Here is a 21,183-nt window from a genome sequence, read left to right as displayed (position 1 = left end):
CCGGCCGCGCCGACCAGCGCGGCTAGGCGGCTATCCGCGCGGCGACCTGGTTGACCAGCGTGAGCAGGACCTTCTTGGAGGACTCGCGGTTCCGGGCGTCGCTCAGCACCACCGGGATCGCGGGGTCGAGGCTGAGCGCGTCGCGCACCTCGTGCACCTCGTACCGGTCGGCGCCCTCGAAGCAGTTCACCGCCACCACGAACGGCACGCCGCGCCGCTCGAAGAAGTCCACGGCCGCGAAGCACGTCTCCAGGCGGCGCGTGTCGGCGATGACGATGGCCCCCAGCGCGCCCTCGGACAGCTCCTCCCACATGAACCAGAACCGCTCCTGGCCCGGGGTGCCGAACAGGTACAGCACGAGGCTGGGGCTGATGGTGATGCGACCGAAGTCCAGCGCCACGGTGGTGGTCGCCTTGGACTCGACCCCCGACAGGTCGTCGACCCCGTAGCTGGCCTCGGTCATCACCTCCTCGGTGCGCAGCGGGGCGATCTCGCTCACCGAGCCGACCAGCGTGGTCTTCCCGGCTCCGAAGCCGCCCGCCACGAGGATCTTCAGCGCCGACGGGACGGGCGCGTGGTCGTCGTTCTCAGAGTCTCTGGATGCCATCGAGTACCGCCTGGAGTACGTCCCGGCTCACCGGGCTCTTCGCTGTGTAGGGGGCGCGGGCCAGGGCGAGGCCGCGGTTGAGGAGGTCGCTGAGCAGGACCTTGACGACGGCGACCGGGATGTCCAGGTGCGCGGACACCTCGGCCACCGACTGGGGGCGGCGGCACAGCTCCAGGATGCGGAGCTGTTCCGGTTCGAGCGCCATCTCGTCCACCTCGGCCCGCTTGGCGGCGATCACGACGCTGATCATGTCCAGCCGCACGGAGTCCGCGTGGTCGCGGCCCTGCGCGATCACGTAGGGACGGACGAGGGGACCGGCCTCCTGTTGACCGTCGGCCTCGGAGGCGTCGGGGCCGAAGCCGCCGACCGCGTCGCGGTGCGGGAGGCCGTGCGTCGTCTCGCCGGGATCGTGCTCGTTGTGCGCTTGCATAACCGTCCCCTATCGCGTGGCTTCCCCGGTCGCGCCCTCGTGCCTGGGGGCGGCGTTCAGGTACCGGCCCACCTGGTCGACCAGGACGTTCATCTCGTAGGCGATGAGCCCGACGTCCGCGCTCTCCTCGGCGAGCACCGCCAGGCAGGCCCCGCGCCCGGCGCCCGTGACGAACAGGTAGGCGCTCTCCATCTCCACGACGGTCTGGAGGACCTCGCCGCCGCCGAAGTGGCGGCCGGTGCCCCGGGCCAGGCTCTGGAAGGCGGACGCCACCGCGGAGAGGTGCTCGGCGTCCTCCTTGACGAGGTCGCGCGAGCGGCCGATGAGCAGTCCGTCGGCCGACAGCACGATCGCGTGCCGCGACCCGACCGCGCGGTCGAGCAGCTCGTCCAGGAGCCAGTCGATGTCCTTCTTGCCCGCGCCGTTGCCGAGGTCGGCGCTGTCAGGGGTGCTCGTCACGTTAGGCGTCCTTGTCGGTGTCGTGGGTCTGCTGCTTGCCTTCGCGCCGTCCGCGGTCCGTCCCCTTCTGGAACGCGGACATGTTCCGGCGCAGGCGTGCGAGCCGCTCCGCGCCGTCAGGGGAACCGTCCTTGGCTCCGCCGTTGGTGCCGCCCAGCCCCGCGGCGGGTCCGGTCCCCTCGTCGGAGGGGTCGGTCGCCAGTTGCGGGGCGAGGTTCTCCTGCGGGCGCCGCTTGGGGAGCGGCGGACGGCCGCCGCCGGCCTCGACCACGATGGGGGAGGCGCCGCCGGGCGCGCGCACGGGCAGGGGGGGACGGGCGTCCGCGGTGGAGGACGAGGCGGGTCCGGGGCGGCGGACGCGGGAGGGGAGGGGGCCGTCGCCGTTCGTGCTCAGCAGGTCCTCACCCGCACCGGAGGTGTCCGGGACGGTGGCGCCGCCGTCGTCCTCTGGGCCCCCGTCCGTGTCGGCGGGGGCGCCGTCGGCGTCGTCCGTCTCCTCAGGCGGGGCCTCGTCGGCCGGGTCGGGCGCGGCGGCCAGGGTGGCGCCGGAGCGCGGGGCCGCCTCGTCGTCATCGGCCGCGTCGTCGGCCGACCCGTCGGACGGGGCATCCGCCACCGGGGTCAGCAGCGGTTTGACGCTGTCGCCGGAGGGGCGGTCGGTGATCGCGCGGACCTCCCAGATGTCCTCCTCCACGGCGGTCGGGGACTGCGGACGGTCGCCGGAGATCAGCTCGTGCGGCAGCAGCACGATCGCCTGCACGCCACCGTAGGGGGAGGGGCGCAGGTGGACCCGGATGCCGTGGCGGTGCGCCAGGTGGGAGACCACGAACAGGCCCAGGCGCATCTTCTCGTTGAGCCGCATGACGTCGAACTCGGGCGGATCCGACAGCAGCGCGTTGGCCGCGGCGAGTTCGCCGTCGGTCATGCCCAGACCGCGGTCCTCGATCTCGATCGTCACTCCGTTGGGCACGTCCTCGCTGCTCAGCCGCACGTGCGTGTGGGGCGGCGAGAACATCGCCGCGTTGTCGACGAGCTCGGCGACCAGGTGGATGACGTCCGCGACGGCGGGGCCGTTGAGATGGACGCGGGCGATGCGCTCACGCTTGACGCGGGTGTAGTCACCGGACTCGGAGATGGCGCCGCGCAGGACGTCGATCAGCGGCATCGGGCGGTGCCAGGTCCGACCGGGCGCCTCCCCGCCGAGGATGAGCAGGTTCTCCGCGTTGCGGCGGGAACGGGTGGCCAGGTGGTCGAGTTTGAACAGCTGCTCCAGCTGCTCCGGGTCCTCCTGCTCGCGCTCCATCCTGTCCAGCAGGCGCAGCTGCCGGTGGACCAGCGTCTGGCTCCGGTGGGCGATGTTGAGGAACACCCGGTTGACGCCGTGGCGCAGCTCGGTCTGCTGGACGGCCTCGTCGACGGCGGCGCGCTGGGCGGTGTTGAACGCCCTGGCGACGTCGCCGATCTCGTCGTCGGCGGTGGACAGCTCGGGCATGGCCGCCCGGGTGTCGACGCGCTCCCCCGCGTGCAGGCGGCGCATGAGGTCGGGCAGCCGTGTCTCGGCCAGGTCGATGGAGTCGTCGCGCAGCCGGAGCAGCTGATCGGTGAGATCCCGGGAGGACCTGCGCGCCAGGATGAAGGCGGTGGCGAGCACGGCGGCGGAGCCGAGGCTGACGGTCGCGGCCCAGAACACCCGCGACCAGGCGTAGTCGCTCGTGACGTTGGCCGAGTTCAGGGCCTCGTTCGCGCCGAGGTCGGTCAGCTCCGACAGCGTGTGGTCGTAGGCCTCGGCCCACTCCTCCTCGTCGACGGGCATCGTGAGGTCCTGGACGGTCTCCTCCTGACCCGTGGTCGGGTCGAAGGCGGTCTCCGTGGAGATCTCCCGGTGGATGATCTCCTGCTGCATGTCCAGCAGCGCCGCGTACTCGGGGCTGACCATCAGGGCCTCGTAGCGTTCCAGCTGCCCGGGGCCCTCCAGGTAGTGGGCGTTGGACTCCAGGAGGTTCTGGTAGGCGCCGACCTGCTCGGTGAACACGTGCTGGTCCTCGTGGGTGAGCTCCCCGGTGGCGAAGGCGCGCTGGAGCTGGGCGTCGCTGCGCGCGAACGCGTCGACGGTGCGGAACATGTAGACGGCGGTGAAGCCGGAGCTGGTGGCCGTGCCGGTGTTGCCGTCGCGCCCCTGCGCGTCGAAGACGTCGGCGCCCGCCATCATCAGGGAGTCGTAGTAGGCCAGGACCGCCTCACGGGACGCGGATCCGGAGTCGACCGCGGCGCGGATCTGGCCGATGTCGCCGTACTGGTCGTAGAGCTCCTCGATGCGGTCGGCGGAACGGCCGGGGGCGATGTCGACGAAGCCGATGAGGTCGTCGATGACCACGCCGAGCGTGGCGTCGGACTCCTCGCGCGCCTCCGCCACCGCCTCCTCCAGGGCGGCGTCGTCGGGGCGCTCGATGTAGGCGATGGTCGCCGACCGCTCGTCCATCACCCGCACCAGGCCGACGGCGGCGGGGGTCACCAGCTCGTGGGTCGCCCTGGCGCGCAGGATCAGGAACATCGCCTCCCAGGCCAGGATGAACGTGATGATCAGCCAGAGCGCGAGCAGCGCGGCGGTGGGGATCATGACCATGGACCGGATGCGTGCGGCGATGGTCCGCCGGCGTCGCTTCTGTACTGCTTGCACGGTTCTCCTGTCGCTCCGCGTCGAAGTCGTCTCGGTGCGGTGCCGGGGGTCGGCCCGCCTTCGGGTGCCGAGGGGGTGGCACCGTGGGGCGTCTCGCGCGAGGCCCACCGCTCCGCTGGTCGCGTCCGGTGGCCGGGGCGACGCGGGACTTACCGCAGAGTAACCACATTTGCGCCGTTTTGGCGTTGGGGATGCTATCTCGGAACGGCCTGTTCGGCGGATCCGGGGGACTCTGGGCGGGGGTCTTCGGGGGGTGGGGGCGCACTCGTCAACTGCTCACACGCGCGACATCCCTTGTCTGAGGGCGGGGTGGTGGGACAAAGGTCACGTAGGGCGAGGGGATGTTCTCCCTGTGCCAAGTGGTCGTCTTCAGCGCTATTGGACGGTACCAGGACAAAGGCGCGTTCTGGTTCCACGCTTCGCCGGAGCGTACTAGCGTTGCGCCCCGGAGTGAAGGGCCCAGGTCGCGTTCCCCCTGAGACGAACCCTCCCGGGGTCGTCGTTCGGGCGGTGTCGGGGCCTCGCGCGCGCAGGCGAGGAGACGTGCATGGCGCAACCGCTCGGCGGGGGACAGGCCGCGGTCGACGTGGCCGTCGTGGCCGTACCGCTGCTGTTCGTGGCCGGGACGGCACTCGCCCTGGGCGGCCAACACCGGCGCTACGGTCTGGTGCGCGGTTGGAGCGGTCAGCTCACGGTGGCGTCCCTGCTCAGCTGCGTGGGCGTGGTCGCCTACGCCGTCTGGCCGCTGCCCGCCTTCGTCGACGGTCTGTGCTCCTCCCCCGGCGGGGGCGTGCGCTCGGAGCCCACCGACTGGTCCCACCCCGCCCACGCGCCGCGTGAGCTGCTCCTGGGCTGCGCCGTCCTCCTCCCCGTGGGGTTCCTGGCCCGCGAGCGCTTCCGCCTGGGGCTCGGGACCACGCTCGCCCTCGGCGGGGCGCTGGCCTCGGCGGCGAGCGCGGTGCGCGCCACCGGACTGCTGGGCGTCTACCCGTGCGCGTACGCCACGACGTCCCCGCTGGTGGCGGGGCTCGGCGTGGTCGGTGTCCTCCTCGGATGGGTGCTGGCGCGCTGGCTCCCGCCGCTGCGGCCGGGCGGCCCGGTCCGGGGCTGGCCCTCCGCCGTGGCCGACCGCGCGGCGCCCGAACCCTCCCGTCGGGCGCTCGCCTGCCTGCTCGACCTCGGCCTGTGGTGGTACGGGGCGGCCACCCTCACGGCCGTCGCGCGACTGTTCGGCCTGGTCCGCCCCGCCGAGGGCGAGGCCGTCCGGACCCTCGTCCTGTTCGGGACGGCGTTCGTGTTCGGCCTGGTCGTTCCGCTGCTCCGGCGCGACCGGTGCACCCCCGCGGCGGTGCTCCTGCGCCTCGCGCTGTCCGAACGGGACCGCCCGCGACCCGCCGCGCGGTGGCGCGTCCTGCTCCGCGCGCTTCTGCTCCACGCGCCGGTCACCGCGCTCGTCGCGCTCGGGTGGCCCTGGGCCGCCCTGGCCGTGGCCCTCGTGCACGTCAGCACGGCCGTCGTACGGCGCGACCGGGCGGGCGCGGCCGACCTGGTGTGCGGAGTCCGCGTGCGCACCCGCTCGACCCTCGACGGCGGGCTGCCCGACCGCCTGGTCTGCTACCGTCCGCCGCTGCCGGAGCCCGGGGCGGACGTCACGTCCACGCCAGGTAGCCCAGCAGCAGGCCGCTGAGCACCAGCACCGTCCCCATCGCGCCGAAGAGCCCGCGCACCCAGCGGCTCAGCCACGGCGCGGAGATGATGCGGGCCAGCTCCGGGGCGTCCGGGTCGTAGGAGACCGTGACGATCTCCCCGGCGCGTGAGGCCGTCCACCCGGTGTTCTCGTGCTCGGCGTGCACCTCCACGCCGTCCTCGGTGCGGAACTGCACGATCATCCGCGAGGAGGACGAGGTCTCGTTGTAGCCGATCACCCGCCCCTTGGCCCGCACGCCGCGGCGCCTCAGGCGCAGGTCCACACGCGCGTCCCTGGTCACCAGCCAGAGCGCGATCACCCCCGCCGTGAGCGGGAGCAGGGGATACAGGTCGGCCATCGCGGAGCCCTCTCGTGAACTGTGCGGGTGTCACCGCACCGGCGGACGCGACGGGGCGACGAGCCCCTCCGCCATGTGCGCCAGGGTGGTGTGGATGTCCTCGACCGGGCGGTCCGGCTGGAGTGTCCGCCAGTCGAGGGCCACCGACACCACCATGCCGAACAGCGCCGATCCCGCAAGGGAGGTGTCCAGGTCCGGCCGGGCCAGGCCCTCGTCGACGAGGGCGTCGAGCAGGTCCGTGATCACGCCGATCGCCGTGGTACGGATCTGCCGCACCGTCGCGTACCAGGCCCGGTTGGTCCGCCAGGCCTCGGCCATGAGCAGGCGGGCGAGCGCCTCGTGCGTCCCGATGAAGACGACGCCGGCGCGCAGCACCTCGGCGAGCGCCTCCCGGGGGCCGACGTCGCGCTCGGGGTCGGGCACCGCGTCCTTGAGCGTGTCGGCCAGCCGTGTCACGCCCCACTCCATGAGGGCCGTGTACAGCTCGCTCTTGCCGCCGAAGTTGTAGTAGACGGTGCCCTTGGCGACCCCGGCGCGCTCGGCGATCTCCTCGACGGTCGTCGCCCCGTACCCCTGCTCGGAGATGAGGGCGACCGCCGCCTCGAACAGGCGCTGCCGGGTGGCCTCGCGCCGTCCGCTCCGGGGGCGCTCACCGTTGGATGTGCTCACACTCATCCGATCCCTTCCGCTCCGCGTCGGGCCGTACCCGCCATCAGAGCTTCAATGCGGGGTAGAGGGAGGTCATCGTCCAGACCCGCTTGCGCTCCACCGCCAGCCACGTCAGCAGCAGCGGCACGACCAGCCACAGCGACATCACGCCGAAGGCCGTCCACACGATGGACATGTCGCCGCCGCCCAGCAGCTGGCGCATCGCCGTCACCGCCCAGTGCAGCGGCAGGAAGGGCGCGATCGCCTGGAAGAACCCCGGACTGGTCTCGATCGGGTACGTGCCGCCCGCCGAGGTCAGCTGGAGCACCAGCAGGACCAGGGCGACCACGCGTCCGGCCGCGTTGAACCGCACGTTCAGGTACTGCACCGTCGCGGTGAACGCGGCCGAGGTCAGCAGCAGGAACGCGAGCAGCAGCGGCCAGTCCCACGCGTCCAGGCCGAGGAAGGCGTGCAGGGCGCCGAGCATGACGAGCACCTGCCCGAAACCGAGCAGCAGCGGCACGGCCCGACCCGCGAACGCGACCCGCCAGGAGGAGGCGGAGGAGGCCAGCGCACGGGAGGACAGCGCGGGCAGCACCATGAACACCACCATCGCCCCCACCCACAGGGACAGGGGAACGAAGAACGGGGCGAAGCCGGTTCCGTAGTTGGGCGCCTCGTTCTCGATCTGGGTGTCGAGCCGCACGGGCTGGCTCATCATGTCGGCGGCGGTCTCGCGCCCCTGGTCGGAGTAGGTGGGGATCTCCTCCGCGCCCTCGGTCAGGCCGTCGGCCAGCTCGTCCGACCCGGAGGCGAGCTCGCCCAGCCCCTCGTGCAGCTCACCGGCGCCGCCGCTGAGCTGGCCCAGGCCGTCGTCGAGGTCGCTCGCGCCGCCCGAGGCCACGGCCAGACCGTCGCGGATCTCCGCCGCGCCCTCGGCCAGGGCCGCCAGCCCCTCGTCCAGGTCGTTCACGTCGTCGCGGGCGGCCTCGGCCTGGTCCACGTACCCGGGCAGGTCCTCGGAGACGCTCTCGGCCTGCGCGGCCAGGTCGGCGGCCTCCCGGGCGGTGGTGTCGATCTCCTCGCGGTTGTCGTTGACGTACGCGGCCGTGGACAGGGCGGTGTCCGTCACGTACTGGGCCTCGGTGAGGATGCCGTACAGCTCCGGCTGCTCGGTCTCCAGCTCCGGGTGCTGCTCCATCCAGGCGTCCAGGCGCTGGTCGGCCGCCGAGATCCGGGCGGTGTCGATCTCCTGGGGCAGGGCGTCCAGGGCCGTCACCAGACCGTTGGCGACCACGGCGATCTGCGACGCGCGTTCCTGGATGGTCGGGATGTCCTCCTCCAACCGGGGGAGGTACTCGTCGGCCAGCTCGTTGAGCCGGTCGGCCTTGGCCGAGACCTGTTCGGAGGCGGTGTCGGCGCCCTCCGCCAGCGTCCGCGAGCCCGTGTAGAGCTCGTTCAGGCCGCTGCTCAGGTCCCCGGCGCCGGTGTGCGCCGTGTCGATGCCGTTCGACAGCTCGCCCGAGCCCTCCTCGGCGTCACCCGCCCCGCCCGCGATCTGGCCCGCGCCGTCGGCCGCCTCCTCCGTCTGGCCCTGGATCTCGTTGAAGCCGAGGAAGATCTCGTCGAGGTAGCCGTCGATCGCGGAGTCGGCGACCGCGTCGCGCACCTCCTTGAAGGCGCTGTTGCCGAGCTGGCGGACGATGAAGCTGTTGGAGTCGTTGTAGTGCGCCTCCAGCATCGCCGGGATGGGCTCCTCGTGGTCCCGGGAGGGCGAGGTCAGGTTCTCGCTGAAGTCGGCGGGGATGGTCAGGGTCATGTAGTAGGTGCCGTCGCCGAGCCCGCGGGCGGCCTCCTCGGCGTCGACCGGCTGCCAGTCCAGGTCGCCACCGTCGATGAGGGTGTCGGCGAGTTCGGCGCCCGCGTCGATCCGCTCGTCCTCGACCGTGACCGGGACGTCCTCGTTGACGAGGGCGACCGGCAGGTGGCTCATCCGGCCGAACGGGTCCCAGAACGACCACAGGTACATGCCGGAGTAGAGCAGCGGGATGAGCAGCAGCGCCGCCAGGGCCGCCGTGGGCAGCGGCGACCGCAGGAAGGAGCGCATGGTGAGCAGCCCCAGACGGGGCACCGCGAAGGGGCGCACGCGCGGCGCGCGGGGGAGTCTACGCCTGGCCACGGGGGTCCTCCTCGTCCTCGCCGCGGTCGTCGCCGGGCGTGTCGTCGAACAGTGCGTCGAGGCGGACGGCGTCGGGCCCGGTCCGCTCGGGGCCCTCGGCCGCCCCGGCGGGTTCCCCCTGGCGGATGGGGATCGGTCCCTGGGTGTCGGGACCGGCGACGGTGTGCACCTCGTCGGTGTCGGCGCAGGTGGCGACCACCGTGAGCCCCTCGTCGGCCAGGTCCTTGAGCGTGCGCCACATGTCGGCCTGGTGCTCGCTGCTCAGGCCGCCGTCGACGTTGTCGACCGCCAGCAGCCGGGGCTCGGGCAGGAGCGCGAGCGCGACGCCCAGCCGTCGTCGCTGGAGCATGGTCAGCTCCTTGACCAGTGTGTTCCGGTCCAGGTCCGCGAGGCCGACGGCCGCCATCGACTCGTCGGTGAGGGAGCGCACGCCGGGCCGCAAGCGCAGCAGCATCCCCTCGGAGAGGTGCTCGCGGACACGGAGACGGTCGTCGAGGGCGTTGACCTCGTCCATCAGGCCGAGCGAGCTGATCCGCCGCACCCTGCGGGCCTGCCGGGGCAGTGCGTAGCCGTCCACGAACAGGGTCCCGGACGAGGGGCGCATCCGGCCCGTCAGCGTGAGCAGCAGGGAGCTGCGCCCGCCGCCGGAGTCGGCCTGGAAGACGGTGAGTGTCCCGGGGCGCGCGGTGAAGTCGACGTCCGTGTAGACGGGGCCCTCACGGGTGGTGAGTGTGACGCCCTCGGCGTGGACGCGAGCTCCGGTGGCCCGACGCATTCAACCTCCCATTTTTGAACTGACCGGTCAGTGCAAATTCTGGCTCCAGCGTACTGCCGCTCCCGGACGGCACGAGCGTCCGGGACTGTGGAGTGCCGCACAACGCGGCGCACGCGGAGCCCGCCCAAACCACGCGGAGAATTGGCTGGGGCCTTGCCCGGGCGGGGGCCGACGTCCGTCCCACGGCCCAGGGGCGGTTGGATGGTGGTGAACCGGTGACGGATGAGGTGAAGGGGGACGAGGGTGTCGGAGATCGCCGAACGCGTCAGGCGGGTGCTGGACGATCCCGAGCTGTGGCCGAGCGTGCCGAGCGAGGCCACCGCGCTGCAACGGCGCATGGCCGACCGGGTGCGCGAGGAGCCGCTCGACGCGGAGGCGGTGGAACTGGTCGCGGGCCTGGACGTCAGCTACGCCAAGGACGACTCGGCGCTGTCGGCCGCCGCCGTGGTCCTCGACGCCCGCACGCTGGAGGTCGTCGACTCGGCCGTGATCTCCGCCGAACCGGCGTTCCCCTACGTCTCCGGGCTGTTCGCCTTCCGTGAGCTGCCCCCGGTGCTGGAGGCGCTGGGCGCGCTCACCGTCACGCCCGACGTCTACCTGTGCGACGGCTTCGGACTCGCCCACCCGAGGCGGTTCGGCGTCGCCTGCCACCTCGGCGTCCTGCTCGACCTGCCCGTCGTCGGCTCGGCCAAGTCGGTGCTGTACGGCAAGCACAGCGAACCGGGCGCCGAGCGGGGCGCGTGGACGCCGATGGTCGCCGGGCGCTCGGAGACGGTCGAGGACTCGGCGGCGCTCGCGGCCGAGGGCGGCGAGGTGATCGGGCGCGTGCTGCGCACCCGCGAGCGGGTCAAGCCCGTCTACGTCTCCGTGGGCCACCGCGTGGACCTGGACGGCGCGGCCGACCTGGTGCTGCGGCTGTCACCGAGGTACCGCGTGCCCGAGCCGGTCCGCCACGCCGACCGGCTGTGCGGCGAGCACCGCAAGGCGACGCTCGCCGCACGCCAGGTCTCCGGCTGACCGTTCGGGCCCCCGCCGAGCTCGCGAGGGCGCGGAATCCCGGTTCTCCGCGCCCCGAGCCCCGGCCGAGCTCGCGAGGGCGCGGAGAACACGGTTACCAGCTGGTCGGTACCGGACGGCCCTCGTTGTAGCCCGCGGCGCTCTGCACGCCCACGACCGCGCGCTCGTGGAACTCCGCGAGCGAGGTGGCCCCCGCGTACGTCATCGAGCTGCGCACACCCGCGACGATCTGGTCGATGAGGTCCTCCACGCTGGGCCGCTCCGGGTCCAGGTACATCCGGCCCGTGGAGATGCCCTCCTCGAACAGCGCCTTGCGGGCGCGGTCGAACGGGGAGTCGTCGGCGGTGCGCAGCTTGACCGCGCGGGCCGACGCCATGCCGAAGCTCTCCTTGTACTGCCGGCCCTCGGCGTCACGCATGACGTCGCCGGGCGACTCGTAGGTGCCCGCGAACCACGAGCCCACCATGACGTTGGACGCGCCGGCGGCCAGCGCGAGCGCGACGTCGCGCGGGTGCCGCACACCGCCGTCCGCCCACACGTGCTTGCCCAGTTCACGGGCGGCCTCCGCGCACTCCAGCACGGCGGAGAACTGCGGTCGGCCGACCGCGGTCATCATGCGGGTCGTGCACATCGCTCCGGGGCCCACACCGACCTTGATGATGTCGGCGCCCGCCTCGATGAGGTCGCGGGTGCCCCGGGCGGTGACGATGTTGCCCGCCACGATCGGCACGGACGGCGACAGCGCGCGCACCTTGGCGATCGCGGAGACCATCTTCTCCTGGTGGCCGTGCGCGGTGTCGATCACCAGCGTGTCCACACCGGAGGCCAGCAGCTCGGCGGCCTTGCCCGCCACGTCCCCGTTGATGCCCACGGCGGCGGCCACCCGGAGGCGGTTCCGGCCGTCGACGGCGGGCGTGTACAGGGTGGAGCGCAGCGCGCCGGTCCGGGTCAGCACGCCGACCAGGGCGCCGTCGGCGTCGACCACGGGCGCCAGGCGGTGCCGGTGGTCGTGCAGTATCCCGAACGCCTCCTGGGACCCGGTGTCCGCCGGGATGGTCACCAGTTCGGTGGTCATCACGTCGCGCAGCTGCGCGAAGCGGTCGACGCCTGAGCAGTCGGCCTCGGTGACCACGCCGAGCGGGCGGCGGGCGTCGTCGATCACGATCACGGCGTTGTGCGCGCGCTTGGGCAGCAGGTTGAGCGCCTCGCCGACGGTGCTGGTCGGGTTGAGCGTGATGGCGGTGTCGTGGACCAGGTGCCGCTCCTTGGTCCAGGCGACCACGTCGGACACCACCTCGATGGGGATGTCCTGCGGGATGACCGCGATGCCGCCGCGCCTGGCGACCGTCTCGGCCATCCGGCGGCCGGCCACCGCGGTCATGTTCGCCACGACCAGCGGGATGGTGGTGCCGGTGCCGTCCTGCGACGACAGGTCCACGCTCAGCCGCGAGCCCACGGCGCTGCGGGACGGGACCATGAACACGTCGCTGTAGGTCAGGTCCTGCTGCGGGACCTGGTCGTTGAGAAAACGCAATGCCTCTACCTCGGTCGAGACCGAAGGGGGTGGACCACTCCGCTGCCGCTCACGGCAGGCGGCGCCTGTTGATCCCCCTCTTACCTGTCAAGTATGCCGTCATCGATTAGGTCGCACGACCCCCCATCTGGCATGATGGGCCGGATTCCCGCTGTCACAGCCCTTCCCGGCCCCACGCCGCGTGCCGCCGGGTCTTGTCTTCTCGGGACGGGCGCTTCTGGAGAGCCCGCATGCCGCGTTTCACGCTCGCACACGTCCAGGCGCAGACCTACAAGGCCAGGGACGCCTGGTGGACGGTCTTCCTCGTCGACCCGCTCGCCGGGCGACTGGTGGTCTGGACGGCGAACCGCACGAACATCACCCCGAACCAGCTCACCCTGGGCGCGGGTGTGCTCGGCCTGCTGTCCGCCCTGTGCTTCGCCGCGCCCGCGTGGGCGGGGCCGACCGGGTGGGCCTGGCTGCTGCTGGGCGCACTGCTGTTCCACCTCAGCTTCGTGCTGGACTGCATGGACGGCAAGATCGCCCGCCTCAAGGGCACCGGCTCGGTGTTCGGTTCGTGGGTCGACTTCGTCTTCGACCGCATCCGCTTCTTCGGCTGTGTGATGGCCCTGCTCGTCGGCCAGTGGGCCGTGACGGGAAGCGTCGCCTACCTGATCGCCGCTCCGGTCGTGGTCTTCTTCGACCTGCTGCGCTACCTCAACGCGTCCCAGGTCGCCAAGACGCGCCGGTCCATGAAGCGCGCCCTGGCCGAGGCGGCGGGGGAGACCGAACCCGAGGCCGCCGCCGATGAGGACCCGGAGAACGACGGGGCCGACGCCCCGGCCCGGGAGGGCGCTCCCGCGCCGACCGGCCTGTACCCCCGGGTCCGCGACCATCTCCTCCGGCACCGCGTGCGCCCGCACCTGTTCAGCGGGATCGAGTTCGAGATGTTCCTGTGCGTGGTCGCCCCGGTGACCGTCCTGGTCGCCTTCGTCACGCCCCTGGACAGCCTGATCCTGCCGGTCGCGGTGTTCTCCTGCGCGGCGCTCGGTTTCTTCGAGGCCGTCCTGGTCGCCCGGCTGTGGAAGGAGACCCGCCGGTTCGAGGCGCGCTCCCGTGAGCTGGCGGCCTCGGCGCCCGTCTCCAGCGGGAGCTGACCCGATCCGCACGCGCGAACGGCCCCGGGGCGCCCCCGGGGCCGTTCGCCGTCCCGACCGTCACCGGGTCCCGGCGCCGGTCTCCTTCGTGCCCCTCCTCCGCGTCCGCCGGGCGAGCGCGCCCACGGGCCGCCGGTTCCCACGGAGTGGGGAGTCCTCGTTCAGGAACCACGTCAGCTGCGGTTCGACCGCCCACCTGAGTCCCACGCGCAGCCACGGCGTGCACAGCGCCAACGTGACGACCAGCGCCAACGCGACGGTGGCGGTCATGCCGACGGGACCGGTCATGACGTCGTACCAGGCCGAGTCCTTGAGCAGCAGGAGCACCACCGAGTGCCCCAGGTAGACGTAGAGCGAGTAGGCGCCCAGCTTCGTCACCCAGGTGCGGCGCCTGGGCGTGAGCGCGAGCACGGACACGCTCATCAGCAGGGCCAGGCCCATGAAGGCCAGTCGGAGGCCCATGCTCGGCAGCAGCGGGTCGATGTCGCGGTCGGTGAGGCTCTCGCGCCAGAACAGCCAGTCGCGGCTCAGGTGGTCCGAGATCGGCACGGCCAGGACGGCGGTGACGGCCAGGACCGCGACCGAGACGATTCGCACCCACCACCGGTCGAGGAAGGCGAAGTGCTCCCGGCGCAGGCTCAGGCCCAGGACGAAGAAGGGCAGGAAGCTGAGCACGCGCCCCAGCGACAGGGTGGTGCCGAGGTCGGCGGTGGCGGCGAAGACGGAGATGACGACGGCGATGCCGACGGGCCAGCGGAGCCGCTGCCACACCGGCACGCTCAGCCGCCACAGGAACAGGGCCACCAGGAACCACAGGGTCCAGGTGGGCTTGAGCACCGACAGGGACTCCGGGAGGCCGCCGCGCTCGACGGCGTAGATCGTCTGGTGGGCCGTCCAGAAGATGAGGTAGGGCACCGCGAGGGACAGGACCAGCTTCTCCACGCGGTTCGACGAGGCGTCGAAGTTCCGCGACAGGTACCCGCTGATCAGGATGAACGCGGGCATGTGGAAGAAGTAGATCCAGTAGTACAGCGCGCCGGCGGGGGTGTACTCGCCGACGAACGGCTCGACCGCGTGGCCGACCACGACCAGCGCGACGAGGACGAACTTGGCGTTGTCCAGGCGGGCGTCCCTGCCGGTGGCGGGGGCCGTCTCCGAACCCGCGCCACGGGTCGCGGGCGCGGCGGCGGCCGTGCCGGCGCCGTGCTGGCGGGAGGGCGGACTGGTCATGGGTGGGGCCACGGGTGGACTCCGAGTTCACTGGTCTCTGGGACGGGTGCACGGTCCCCGGTCCGTACGGGCGACAACGACGCCGAACGGGCGGAGGCCGAGCCGATCCGGGTGTGTTTCCTTGGGCCGTCGCGGGTTCGCCGGGTCCGGTGGCCCCCGCCGAGCGCGGTCCTCGTGTGCGCGAGGCCGTGGCGGAAGGCGGCGGGGAGGGAGTACCGGGTGGTCGGGTGAACCCGTCGGGTGCAGCGTTACCTTACTGAGACATACTGCGTCACGCCAGGAGTTCACACAAATCCGCCGAGGCTCCCGGAGTGTCGCGACGTGGTCGTGGAGGCCGTGCGGCGCGGCGCGCACGGGTGCGACCGACCAGATCCCGGGTCGCCGTGCGTGTGCAGACAATAACCCATCCGACGGTGGGCGCGGACCCTGGGTGACCGACGCGGTGTGGGGCGGTGACGTGCGCGCCGATAGGCTGACCCCGGCAGTGCCCGCGGGCAGCGCCCACACAGTCGAGAACGAAGAAGGCGGTGGAAACCGTGCCGCACGCGGTGGACCCCAACCGTGCCGCCCAGCACGGGAGCGTGGTCATGCGACTCCTCGACGAGCTGTTCCCGCTCGTGGAGGGGTTCTACGTCGACCTGCACAAGAACCCGGAACTCTCCCACTCCGAACAGCGCACCGCCAGCGGCGTCGCGGAGTGGCTGACCCAGACCGGCTACGAGGTGCACACGGGCGTCGGCGGCACCGGCGTGGTCGGCGTCCTGCGCAACGGTCCCGGCCCGACCGTGATGCTCCGCGCCGACATGGACGCCCTCCCCGTGCAGGAGCGGACCGGGCTGCCCTACGCCAGCACGGCGCGCGCGGTGGACCCCGACGGCGTCGAGGTCCCCGTGATGCACGCCTGCGGCCACGACGCGCACACCGCGTGCCTGGTCGGAGCCGCCGACCTGCTCTCCGAGACCCGCGACGAGTGGTCCGGGACGGTCATGATCGTGGCCCAGCCCGGTGAGGAGACGATCGACGGCGCCCGGGCCATGCTCGACGACGGCCTCTTCGACCGCTTCGGCCGCCCCGACGTCATCCTCGCCCAGCACCTGGGACCCCAGCCCGCCGGGCTCATCTCCCACCGCGCGGGCGTCATCATGGGCGCCGCGCGCTCCTACCGGGTGCGCGTGTACGGCGAGGGCGGCCACGCCTCCGCGCCGCACACCACGGTCGACCCCGTGCTCATCGCCGCCACCATCGTCACCCGCCTCCAGGGCGTCGTCGCCCGCGAGGTGAGCCCGGGCGAGACGGCCGTGATCACGGTCGGCAGGATCCAGGCCGGCACCAGGGCCAACGTCATCCCGGACGAGGCGTACCTGGAGATCAACACCCGGGCGCTCAACGAGGGCGTCATCGCCCACCTGGAGGCGGCGATCGGGCGGATCGTGCGCGCCGAGGCCGCGGCCTCCGGCGCCACGCGCGAGCCGGAGATCGAGCCCTTCCAGGCAGTGGGGGTCACCCGCAACGACGCGGCGAGCACCGAGTCCGTCTCCGCCGCGCACCTGGCCTACTTCGGCGAGGACTACGTCATCCACCTGCCCGACCCGTCGCCGGGCAGCGAGGACCTCGGGGCCTTCGGCCTGCCCGACGACCCCCAGCCCATCCCGTACGTGCTCTGGTTCGTCGGCGCCACGCCGCACGACGTGTGGGAGGCCGCCCCCGGCGACAGCCCGTACGAGAAGATGTCCAACGTCCCCAGCCCCCACTCCCCGTACTTCGCGCCCGCCCGCGAACCCACCCTGCGCGCCGGGCTCGCCGCGATCACCGTCGCCGCCCTGTCCTACCTGGGCCGTGAGGAGCGGACCCCGGCGGTGCCGCTGGGGACGCCGGTCCCGGAGGAGGCGCCGGTTCCCGGCCCGCCGCCCGCGGACGCGGGTACGCCCTTCCCGGCGCCGCCGCCCGTCGGCGCCCCCGTGGGCGGCGCCTTCCCCGGCCCGCCCCCGGAACCCGTCCGCGACCCGGAGCCGTCCGCGCCCTCGGCGCACACGGGCGCGAACGACGCCTACGACAGCGCCTACCTGGCCTCCTCCTGGGACGATCCCGACCACGAGGACCCCGCCCACGTCACGCACGACGCCGACATCCGCGCCGTGATGCGGTCCCAGGACGATGAGTGGCGTTCGGAGAAGGCCGAGGAGTCCACCCTGTCCGCCGACATGGCGGCCTTCCTGGACGACGACCCGTCCCAGGGCCCGCCGCCCGTGCCGGGTCCGCCCCAGGGCCCGCCCACCGGTCCGGCGTACTCGGGTCCGCCGCCCCAGGGCGACGCGCACGACGCGCCGCCACCACCCCAGGGGCCGGACGACGGCGGCTCCCAGTACCGACTCTGACCGGGCATGGGGGACACCCCCTGGCGATGGGGTGACCGCCGTGTGCGCGCGTCGCTGCGGCACCCCTGGGAGGTCCCCCTCCTGATCGCCTGCGGCATGGTGACGCTGCTCGCCGTCGTGGGCGCGGTCAGCCGTGCCTACGGGGGCGACCCGAACGAGCCGCTCCTGTTGCTGAGCGTCCCCGCGCTCGTGTACTTCGTGCGCGGCCAGCTGTTCGCGCGACAGCGCGTCAACGGCGTGCGCGTCACCGAGGCGCAGTTCCCCGAGGCGTACCGGATGGTCGTGGAGGCGGCCGCCGCGTTCCACATGCGGCGGCCGCCGGAGGCCTACATCGTGCTGGGCAACGGGGTGCTCAACGCGTTCGCCTCGGGCCACGGACTGCGCAGGTACGTGGCGATCAACAGCGACCTGTTCGAGGTCGGCGGACGGCTGGCCGACCCCGACGCCCTGCGGTTCGTCATCGGCCACGAGGTCGGCCACATCGCCGCGGGGCACACGTCCTTCTGGCGGCAGTTCTGCGTGTCCGTCGCCCAGGTGATCCCGGGCGTCGGCGCGACGCTCGGGCGCGCGCAGGAGTACACGGCCGACAACCACGCCTACAAGTTCTGCCCCGAGGGGATGCACGGACTGCGCGTGCTCGCCGCGGGCAAGTACCTGTACCAGGCGGTGGACTTCGACGACATCGCCGCGCGCGCCACCACCGACACCGGGTTCTTCGTCCTGCTGGTCAACCTGCTCTCCTCGCACCCCGTGAACACCTTCCGGTTCGCCGCGCTGGCCGACCGCAGCAGACCGGGCCGGGTCTTCTAGGGGCGCCCTTCGCGGGGGCGCCCCCGGCGTTCAGCGGGAGTTCCCGTTCCCCTGGCGGGGGATCTTCGCCGCCACCTGCTGCGGCAGCGGTTCGTGGCGCAGGTACGAGCGCGTGAACACGCCGGTCCCGTGCGACAGCGAGCGCAGCTCCACGGCGTACCTCGTGATCTCCAGCTCCGGCACCTCCGCGCGCACCACCGCCCGGCCGCCCGGCGCCGTCTCCGTGCCCACGACGCGGCCCCGGCGCGCGGACAGGTCGCTCATCACGGCCCCGAGGAGGCTCTCGTCCACCTCCACCGACACCTCGTCCACCGGCTCCAGCATCGCCAGCCGCCCGGACTCGGCGGCGTTCCTCAACGCGAGCCGCCCCGCCTTCTGGAAGGCCATGTCGGAGGAGTCCACCGAGTGCGCCTTGCCGTCGTAGAGCGTGACCCGGATGTCCACGAGCGGGTAGCCCGAGTCCACGCCCTCGGCCATCTGGGCGCGCACGCCCTTCTCCACGGACGGGATGAACTGGCGCGGCACCACACCGCCGACGATCTCGTCGACGAACTCCAGCCCCGCGCCCGACCCCAGCGGCTCCACGCGGATGCGGCAGACCCCGTACTCGCCGTGCCCGCCGCTCTGCTTGACGTTGCGGCCCAGACCCTGTGCGGCGGAGGCGAACGTCTCCCGCAGCGGCACCCGCATCTCGCCGGTCTCCACGCGGACCCCGTACCGGTGGTCCAGGTGGTCCAGCGCGGCGTCCAGGTGCGCTTCACCCAGGGTCCACAGGACCATCTGGTGCGTCTCGGCGTTCACCTCCACGTGCAGCGACGGATCCTCCGCGACCAGCCGGGCCACCGCGTGGGACAGTTTGTCCTCGTCGGCCGAGGAGGCCGCCTTGATCGCCACCGGGTACAGGGGCTGGGGGAAGCGCCACGGCGCCACGCGCAGCGGGCGCTCGCGGTCGGACACGGTGTCGCCGGTGCGGGCCGCGGGCAGCTTGGCCACCAGGCACAGGTCGCCGGCGACCGCCTCGCCGACCGGCCGGTGCTCCCGGCCCAACGGCACCGACAGCGCGCCCAGCCGTTCGTCGCTGCCCGCGCGGTCGTGCTCCTCGGCGCCGGTCATGCCGCTGGGCACCCCGTGCCCGTGCAGGTGGACCTCGGAGTCGGGGCGCAGCGTCCCGGAGAACACGCGCACCAGGCTCATGCGGCCCACGTACGGGTCGCTGGTGGTGCTGAGCACCTCGGCTACGAGCGGGCCGTCGGGGTCGCAGGACAGTCCCTCGACGGGGCGCCCGTCCGGTCGCACCACCTCCGGCAGGGGGCGGCGCGTCGGGTCGGGACAGGACAGGGGCAGCTCGCGCAGCAGCTCGCGCACGCCGACGCCCCTGGTCGGGCTGATCGCCAGCACGGGGTGGAACCCGCCCGCCGCCACCGCCTCCTTGAGGTCGGCGATGAGCCGCTCCGGGTCGAGTTCACCGCCCTCCATGTAGCGCTCCATGAGGTCCTCGTCCTCGCTCTCGGTGATGACCTCCTCGACGAGGGTCTCCCGGAGCGGTCCGGCCTTCTCGCGCAGCCAGTCGGGGACCGGGCGGTCGGTCGCGTCGCCGTCGGAGTAGTCGTGGTAGCGCTCGGACACCAGGCCCCACACGCCCACGAGGCGGCGGGAGTCTCCAGCGCCCTCGACGGCGGGGACGTAGGCGGGGTGGACACCGCCGCCGAAGGCCTCCTGGCACTCGGCGACCACCTGGTCGAAGTCCGCGCGCGGATGGTCGATCTTGGTGACGGCCACGGCGCGGGGCATCCCCACGGCGGCGCACTCCTCCCACAGCACGCGCGTGCGCCCGTCCACGCCGTCCAGGGCGGAGACGACGAACAGGGCGGCGTCGGCGCCGCGCAGACCGGCGCGCAGCGCGCCGATGAAGTCGGCGTAGCCGGGGGTGTCCAGCAGGTTGACCTTGACGTCACCCACCATGACCGGGTTCACGGTGAGGTTCACCGACCGCTTCTGGCGGATCTCGACCTCGTCGTGGTCGCTGACCGTCGTGCCCTCCTCCACGCGACCGGGGCGACCGATCTCCCCGGCGGCGAGGAGAAGGGCCTCCACGAGACTCGTCTTCCCCGCACCGGCCGGTCCGACGAGCACGACGTTGCGGATGTTCTCGGGCCTGTCGGCCCTGGGTACTGTTACGGCTCGGTCCACCATCCCTACCACCCAATCCCTTCGGGGTCGGTTGCCGGTCGCGCCAGGGCGGAGGGCACCGTCGCTGGTGTGACCCGTGACACTCTCCACATTCGCTCGTCATGTCCGCCACCACAAGAGGTCACCCGCGCGTGTTCCGACTCATCCTCATATGTCGAGAAAACAACCGGTCATGGGCAGGGCAGGTGATGGGCACGACACACCGGGGGCGGGCAGCGCGAGCGCGGGGGGATCGGGCACGATGGTCGGGTGTCTGACGCCATCGACCACCCGCCCTCCCGGGTCCGACGTTTCTGGTTGACCACCTCCGACGGGGTGGGCATCGACGCCCTGCTGCGGCGTGGTGCCCAACCCCGCACCACCGCCGTGGTCCTGGCCAACGGATTCACCGGTACCCACCACAGCACCCACACCCGTGCGATCGCCGAGGGGCTCCTGCCCGTCGGCGACGTCATGACCTTCGACTTCCGCGGCCACCACGGATCCGGCGGCCTGAGCACCGTGGGCAACGCCGAGATCCACGACCTGGAGGCGGCCGTCGACCGCCTGCGGGATCTGGGCTACACCTCCGTCGCCACCGTGGGCTTCTCCATGGGGGCGGCGGTGGTGGTCCGACACGCGGCGATCTACGGCGGCGTCTCGGCCGCCGTGGCGGTGAGCGGGCCCAGCCGCTGGTACTACCGGGGCACCCGGCGGATGCGCCTGCTCCACCTCGGCATCGAGGGCGCCCTCGGCCGGTTCTTCCTGCACCGCGTCCGCAAGGTGCGGGTGACCGACCAGCGGTGGGACCCGCGCCCGGCGGAACCGCGCGAGGTCGCCGGGGACATCGCGCCGACCCCGCTGCTGGTGGTGCACGGGGACGCCGACGCCTACTTCCCGGTCTCCCACGCCGTGGCGATCCACGACGCCGCCCGTGAACCGCGTGAGCTGTGGATCATCCCGGGGATGGGGCACGCCGAGCGCGCGGTGACGCCGGAGCTGACCGCCCGGCTGCGCGACTGGCTCGGGGAGCGGGTCGCCGCCGCGCGGGAGTGACGGAGGAGGCGCCGTCGACAGGGGTCCCGAACCGGG

Annotated in this window: 17 protein-coding genes; 6 read left to right on the top strand and 11 right to left on the bottom strand. The window is 72.7% G+C overall.

Annotated elements, in window-relative coordinates; translation table 11 throughout:
* Positions 1 to 22: 22 nt before the first annotated feature.
* Genes AB0I72_RS11615 through AB0I72_RS11600 form a run of 4 tightly spaced genes read right to left on the bottom strand, consistent with a single transcriptional unit; the run spans position 23 to position 4,173 of the window.
* Positions 23 to 607: an ATP/GTP-binding protein gene (locus AB0I72_RS11615; RefSeq protein WP_358566002.1), complete on the bottom strand. Its 585-nt coding sequence runs from the start codon at positions 605 to 607 to the stop codon at positions 23 to 25.
* Positions 588 to 1,037 (bottom strand): DUF742 domain-containing protein, encoded by a 450-nt coding sequence (locus AB0I72_RS11610; protein ID WP_358565999.1) that lies wholly within the window; start codon positions 1,035 to 1,037, stop codon positions 588 to 590. The genes AB0I72_RS11615 and AB0I72_RS11610 overlap by 20 nt, the downstream gene beginning before the upstream one ends.
* Positions 1,038 to 1,046: 9 nt before the next feature.
* Positions 1,047 to 1,496 carry a roadblock/LC7 domain-containing protein gene (locus AB0I72_RS11605; protein WP_358565996.1) on the bottom strand — a complete coding sequence of 150 codons (450 nt, stop codon included), beginning with the start codon at positions 1,494 to 1,496 and terminating at the stop codon, positions 1,047 to 1,049.
* A 1-nt stretch (position 1,497) separates the two neighbouring features.
* A complete protein-coding gene (locus tag AB0I72_RS11600; RefSeq protein WP_358565993.1) occupies positions 1,498 to 4,173 on the bottom strand; it encodes a nitrate- and nitrite sensing domain-containing protein in 2,676 nt (891 codons plus the stop codon).
* Positions 4,174 to 4,720: 547 nt separating this feature from the next.
* On the opposite strand from AB0I72_RS11600, the gene AB0I72_RS11595 reads away from it, so the two are divergent.
* A complete protein-coding gene (locus tag AB0I72_RS11595) occupies positions 4,721 to 5,860 on the top strand; it encodes an antibiotic resistance protein VanZ (protein WP_358565990.1) in 1,140 nt (379 codons plus the stop codon).
* On the opposite strand, the gene AB0I72_RS11590 is transcribed toward AB0I72_RS11595, so the two are convergent.
* Genes AB0I72_RS11590 through AB0I72_RS11575 form a run of 4 tightly spaced genes read right to left on the bottom strand, consistent with a single transcriptional unit; the run spans position 5,823 to position 9,820 of the window.
* A complete protein-coding gene (locus AB0I72_RS11590; protein WP_358565987.1) occupies positions 5,823 to 6,218 on the bottom strand; it encodes a DUF3592 domain-containing protein in 396 nt (131 codons plus the stop codon). The genes AB0I72_RS11595 and AB0I72_RS11590 overlap by 38 nt on opposite strands.
* Positions 6,219 to 6,248: 30 nt before the next feature.
* On the bottom strand, positions 6,249 to 6,893 hold the full coding sequence (locus AB0I72_RS11585) for a TetR/AcrR family transcriptional regulator (protein ID WP_358565984.1): 645 nt from the start codon (positions 6,891 to 6,893) through the stop codon (positions 6,249 to 6,251).
* Between the two features lie 37 nt (positions 6,894 to 6,930).
* Entirely contained in the window at positions 6,931 to 8,973 is a 2,043-nt protein-coding gene (locus AB0I72_RS11580; RefSeq protein WP_358566652.1) for a YhgE/Pip domain-containing protein, read from the bottom strand.
* Positions 8,974 to 9,031: 58 nt separating this feature from the next.
* Entirely contained in the window at positions 9,032 to 9,820 is a 789-nt protein-coding gene (locus tag AB0I72_RS11575) for an ATP-binding cassette domain-containing protein (RefSeq protein WP_358565981.1), read from the bottom strand.
* A 243-nt stretch (positions 9,821 to 10,063) separates the two neighbouring features.
* Here AB0I72_RS11575 and AB0I72_RS11570 point away from each other — a divergent pair, with 243 nt between their 5' ends.
* Complete coding sequence (locus AB0I72_RS11570; protein WP_358565978.1) at positions 10,064 to 10,837, top strand: endonuclease V; 774 nt, start codon at positions 10,064 to 10,066, stop codon at positions 10,835 to 10,837.
* Between the two features lie 94 nt (positions 10,838 to 10,931).
* On the opposite strand, the gene AB0I72_RS11565 is transcribed toward AB0I72_RS11570, so the two are convergent.
* On the bottom strand, positions 10,932 to 12,371 hold the full coding sequence (locus AB0I72_RS11565) for a GuaB1 family IMP dehydrogenase-related protein (protein WP_358565975.1): 1,440 nt from the start codon (positions 12,369 to 12,371) through the stop codon (positions 10,932 to 10,934).
* 230 nt (positions 12,372 to 12,601) lie between these two features.
* Between AB0I72_RS11565 and AB0I72_RS11560 the strand changes: the two genes are divergently transcribed.
* A complete protein-coding gene (locus AB0I72_RS11560) occupies positions 12,602 to 13,507 on the top strand; it encodes a CDP-alcohol phosphatidyltransferase family protein (RefSeq protein WP_358565972.1) in 906 nt (301 codons plus the stop codon).
* Between the two features lie 60 nt (positions 13,508 to 13,567).
* Here the strand turns inward: AB0I72_RS11560 and AB0I72_RS11555 are convergent, their stop codons facing one another.
* Positions 13,568 to 14,737, bottom strand: coding sequence for an acyltransferase family protein (locus AB0I72_RS11555; protein WP_358565969.1), 1,170 nt, complete (start codon positions 14,735 to 14,737; stop codon positions 13,568 to 13,570).
* A gap of 527 nt (positions 14,738 to 15,264) precedes the next feature.
* On the opposite strand from AB0I72_RS11555, the gene AB0I72_RS11550 reads away from it, so the two are divergent.
* Together AB0I72_RS11550 and AB0I72_RS11545 are read left to right on the top strand one after the other, a co-directional pair.
* Positions 15,265 to 17,112: an amidohydrolase gene (locus AB0I72_RS11550; RefSeq protein WP_358565966.1), complete on the top strand. Its 1,848-nt coding sequence runs from the start codon at positions 15,265 to 15,267 to the stop codon at positions 17,110 to 17,112.
* Positions 17,113 to 17,118: 6 nt separating this feature from the next.
* A complete protein-coding gene (locus tag AB0I72_RS11545) occupies positions 17,119 to 17,922 on the top strand; it encodes a M48 family metallopeptidase (RefSeq protein WP_358565963.1) in 804 nt (267 codons plus the stop codon).
* A gap of 30 nt (positions 17,923 to 17,952) precedes the next feature.
* Here the strand turns inward: AB0I72_RS11545 and AB0I72_RS11540 are convergent, their stop codons facing one another.
* Positions 17,953 to 20,115 (bottom strand): elongation factor G-like protein EF-G2, encoded by a 2,163-nt coding sequence (locus AB0I72_RS11540; RefSeq protein WP_358565960.1) that lies wholly within the window; start codon positions 20,113 to 20,115, stop codon positions 17,953 to 17,955.
* 246 nt (positions 20,116 to 20,361) lie between these two features.
* Here AB0I72_RS11540 and AB0I72_RS11535 point away from each other — a divergent pair, with 246 nt between their 5' ends.
* Complete coding sequence (locus AB0I72_RS11535) at positions 20,362 to 21,147, top strand: alpha/beta fold hydrolase (protein WP_358565957.1); 786 nt, start codon at positions 20,362 to 20,364, stop codon at positions 21,145 to 21,147.
* The last annotated feature ends 36 nt before the right edge of the window (positions 21,148 to 21,183 follow it).

Source organism: Nocardiopsis sp. NPDC049922 (genome assembly GCF_040660275.1).
Lineage (GTDB): Bacteria > Actinomycetota > Actinomycetes > Streptosporangiales > Streptosporangiaceae > Nocardiopsis.
This window is presented reverse-complemented; position numbering and strand designations above follow the sequence as displayed.

What these genes read in the sequence shown, in the direction of transcription:
- AB0I72_RS11615 (WP_358566002.1), bottom strand. Translation starts at nt 607, where the DNA reads ATGGCATCCAGAGACTCTGAGAACGACGACCACGCGCCCGTCCCGTCG.
- AB0I72_RS11610 (WP_358565999.1), bottom strand. Translation starts at nt 1,037, where the DNA reads ATGCAAGCGCACAACGAGCACGATCCCGGCGAGACGACGCACGGCCTC.
- AB0I72_RS11595 (WP_358565990.1), top strand. Translation starts at nt 4,721, where the DNA reads ATGGCGCAACCGCTCGGCGGGGGACAGGCCGCGGTCGACGTGGCCGTC.
- AB0I72_RS11590 (WP_358565987.1), bottom strand. Translation starts at nt 6,218, where the DNA reads ATGGCCGACCTGTATCCCCTGCTCCCGCTCACGGCGGGGGTGATCGCG.
- AB0I72_RS11585 (WP_358565984.1), bottom strand. Translation starts at nt 6,893, where the DNA reads ATGAGTGTGAGCACATCCAACGGTGAGCGCCCCCGGAGCGGACGGCGC.
- AB0I72_RS11580 (WP_358566652.1), bottom strand. Translation starts at nt 8,973, where the DNA reads ATGCGCTCCTTCCTGCGGTCGCCGCTGCCCACGGCGGCCCTGGCGGCG.
- AB0I72_RS11575 (WP_358565981.1), bottom strand. Translation starts at nt 9,820, where the DNA reads ATGCGTCGGGCCACCGGAGCTCGCGTCCACGCCGAGGGCGTCACACTC.
- AB0I72_RS11560 (WP_358565972.1), top strand. Translation starts at nt 12,602, where the DNA reads ATGCCGCGTTTCACGCTCGCACACGTCCAGGCGCAGACCTACAAGGCC.
- AB0I72_RS11555 (WP_358565969.1), bottom strand. Translation starts at nt 14,737, where the DNA reads ATGACCAGTCCGCCCTCCCGCCAGCACGGCGCCGGCACGGCCGCCGCC.
- AB0I72_RS11545 (WP_358565963.1), top strand. Translation starts at nt 17,119, where the DNA reads ATGGGGGACACCCCCTGGCGATGGGGTGACCGCCGTGTGCGCGCGTCG.
- AB0I72_RS11540 (WP_358565960.1), bottom strand. Translation starts at nt 20,115, where the DNA reads ATGGTGGACCGAGCCGTAACAGTACCCAGGGCCGACAGGCCCGAGAAC.